Genomic DNA, 3,417 nt, shown 5'->3' with positions numbered 1-3,417 from the left:
TACACCCGATGCCCGAACCGGGGGTCCAGGGCATCCCGAAGCCCGTCCCCCACGAAGTTGAAACACAGCACGGTGAGAAAGATGAACGCACCAGGAAAGAGCGCGACATAGACGCCGTTTGGGTAGTACAAGAACTCCTGGGCTCGAGAGAGCATGTTGCCCCACGACACCGCGGGGGGTTGAATGCCCAGCCCGAGGAAGGAAAGCCCGGACTCGATGAGGATGGCCTCCCCCACCATGAGCGTTGCCTGAACGATCATCACATGGGCGGTGTTGGGAAGGAGATATCGGAAGATGATCCGCCGGCGGGAGGCCCCGATCGCCCGCGCCGCCTCGACAAACGTGCGCTCGCGAAGGCTTAACACCTCCCCCCGCACGAGGCGGAATGCCCCCATCCACGAAAGGGCGGTGATTACCACAATGATCACCACGATGCTCTTTGCCCCGCCGAGGGCGTTGCTCAGGGCCACCGCCAACGGCACCTCACGGCTGGCCAGCACCCCAGTTAGGATCAAGAGCAGCGGGAACTGGGGGATGGAGAGCATGGTGTCGGTGAACCGGCTCACCAGCGCGTCCATGCGCCCCCCGAAGTAGGCCACCGTGGCCCCAAGCAGGCCGCCAAGGAGGGTGGACGCCAGCCCCGCGGCGAACCCCACCAGGAGCGATACCCGCCCCCCGTACAGGACCCGGGTCAGGATGTCCCGCCCGAGGTCATCGGTGCCGAACGGGTGCATGCCGCACTTCCAGAAAAGCACGGCCGGCCGCGTACAACGGCCCAACAGCTGGGCATCGGTGGGAACGGTGAAGGTGGGGGCGGCAAACTGGCGCCGGAGGTTGGTCCGCGAGTACTCGTACGGGGAGATCCAGGGAGCAAGGACCGCCCCCAGGACGAGGACCAAGATGACGGTCCCGCCGAGCAGGGCCAGGCGGTGGTTACGGAACCGGCGCCAAGTCAGGTGCCAGGCGCTCTCCCCTTGACCAACCCGCTGGCGCGGACGTCGTCGCCTTTTCACCGCCTCAGTCATAGCGGATCCGCGGGTCGGCCAAGGCATAGGCGAGGTCGGCCAGCAGGTTGAACGCAAGGATGAGAAGCGAGATGAACATCAGGGCGACCATGGCCACGTTGAAGTCGTTGGCAATGATGGAGTCGAAGATGGCCCTGCCCATGCCCGGCCAGTTGAACACGGTCTCGGTAAGCACGGCCCCGGAGAACACAGTTGGGATGGCCAGCCCGACCAGGGTGATGATCGGGAGGATCGCATTTCGCAACGCATGGCGGTAGGTGACGGTCCGTTCGGCCACTCCCTTGGCCCGAGCGGTGCGCACGTAATCCAGGTTGAGTACCTCGAGCATCGAGCTGCGCATGAACCGGGTCCAAGACGCCATCTGAAGCGCTGAGAGCGCCGTGACCGGGAGGATCACGTGCCGAGCCCGGTCCAGGAACTGGGCCCACCCACCAACGATCCCCGGGGTCTGGACGCTCCCCGCTGGCAGAACGCGTAACCAGACGGCGAACAGGTAGATCAGCATGATCCCCAGCCAGAAGATCGGAACCGAGACCCCGATGAAGTTGACAAACGTGATCGCGTAGTCGAGCACGCTGTGTTGACGTAGTGCGGAAAAAACCCCGGCAGGTACCGCGACCATAAACGCGACGAGGAGCGACAGCCCTGAAAGGATAAGGGTGTTCGGCAACCGATAGCGAAAGATGTACTCCGCGGCAGGCATCCCGTACCGGCGGGACGGGCCGAAGTCCCCCTGCACGGCACGGCCCAGCCAGTACCAGTAGCGGAAGTACCACGGTTTGTCCAAGCCGTACAGCTTGATGAGCCGCTCGTAGTCGGCTTGGGTGAAACCTGGATTGCCGAAGCGGAGCTCGTCGATTGGGTCGCCGGGCTTGAGGGCGAGAAGGCCATAGACGATGAGTGAGATCATGAACAGGGTCGGGATGATCTGCAGGACCCGCCGGATGATATAGGCCGTCACCGCATCTTCACCTCGGGAGGAAGAAGGGGTGGGGGGACTAGCCCCCACCCCGGTTGTCTCTCTACCCGGCCGTGCGAAGCTGCACCGCGCCGTGTTGCTCCCAGCCCCACTCCCACGCGTTCCAGAACGGGGTGCGGGTGATGGCCGTGCCCTTGACGTAGTTCACCAAGCCGACCTTGGCGGTGAGGATCTCCACCCGCTCATAGAGCGGGACGAACGGGAGCTCCTCGTTGAAGATGACCTGCATCTCTCGGATGATGTCGGCGCGCTTTGCGAGGTCGAACTCGCTCAAGGCCGCGAAGTGCAGGCGGTCGTACTCGTCGTTGATCCAGCCGGTAACGTTGCTGCCGGCGAATGCGTTCGCCCGGCGTGGGACGTTGTCCCACAGCTCCGGGGTGCGCGGGTCATCGCCCCACAGCTCGCCCGAGAGCTCATCTGCCGGGACCTCGCCCAGTCCCCCGGCCGAGGCGAACTCGATAATCCCCGGCCAGGTGCAAACGGAGCCACCGTTGACGAACTCGGTGCTAAACAGAACCGAAGCCGGGTAGTTCACGGGCTCCAGCTCGATGCCGACGTCGGACAGGTACTCCTGGAGCAGTTCCTGGGTCCGCACCCGGAACGACGCCGGGGTGGTCGCGTGAGGCAGACGGAACTCGACCTTGCGGCCATCGGGAGTGATGCGATCCAGGACCCCGTTCCCGTCGCTGTCCTTCCAGCCAAGCTCGGCCAAGAGCTTGCGTGAGGCCTCGGGGTCGTACGGCCAGGGGTTGAGGTCTGGGTTGAAACCGAAGTCGCCCCGGACCACGAACGAGTTGGACACGATCGCCCCTGGGAACACCGCCTTGGCCAGCGCCTCGCGGTCGATGGCCTGGATGACGGCCTGGCGGGTGCGTGGATCATGGAGCAGGAGATCCCGAGCGATCTGACAGCCTTCATCACCGTAACGAGGGTGACCGAAGTTGTTGAAGTTGAGCTGCTCGATGAACCCGGAGGGGGAGACCTCGACCGTGAACACCCCTCGGCCCCGGGAGCGCAGGACCTCGGGATCCTGGCCGGCAAGGCCGATGTCGTCGCTGGCATCGAGCTCGCCGGCGAACAGGGCCGCGAGGAGCGTCGGCTCATGGACGATGAACCGGACGATGACCTCCTTCACGTAGTTCTCCGCCGGACCGTACACCTGGGGATCGAACAGGAAGAAATCGGTTCGGCGCACCCCGCGGATGAACTGGTTTCTCTGCCACTCGACGAGCTTGAACGGGCCACTCCCCACGACCTTGGTCGGATCCCGGCCGCTCGCGGGGTCAGCCCCAAGGAACTTGGCCATGATGATCTCGGCCGCCTTGGCCGGATTCGCCTCCGCCTCCCGGATCGCCTCGCGGAAGATCGGTTCCCAGACATGCTTGGGGGCGATGTCGTAGAACCGAGCCAAGC

At 64.6% G+C, this 3,417-nt stretch carries 3 protein-coding genes; all 3 read right to left on the bottom strand.

Annotated elements, in window-relative coordinates; translation table 11 throughout:
- Nucleotides 1–1,025: ABC transporter permease (locus NUV94_08015; GenBank protein MCR4392682.1), on the bottom strand; the 1,025-nt coding region annotated here is incomplete at its 3' end.
- Nucleotides 1,018–1,986 (bottom strand): ABC transporter permease, encoded by a 969-nt coding sequence (locus tag NUV94_08010; GenBank protein ID MCR4392681.1) that lies wholly within the window; start codon nucleotides 1,984–1,986, stop codon nucleotides 1,018–1,020. The genes NUV94_08010 and NUV94_08015, both read right to left, overlap by 8 nt.
- 61 nt (nucleotides 1,987–2,047) lie before the next feature.
- On the bottom strand, nucleotides 2,048–3,417 hold a 1,370-nt coding region (locus NUV94_08005; GenBank protein MCR4392680.1), incomplete at its 5' end, for an ABC transporter substrate-binding protein.

It is taken from the genome of Candidatus Acetothermia bacterium, from assembly GCA_024653305.1.
In the GTDB taxonomy this organism is placed as follows: domain Bacteria; phylum Bipolaricaulota; class Bipolaricaulia; order Bipolaricaulales; family Bipolaricaulaceae; genus JACIWI01.
This window is presented reverse-complemented; position numbering and strand designations above follow the sequence as displayed.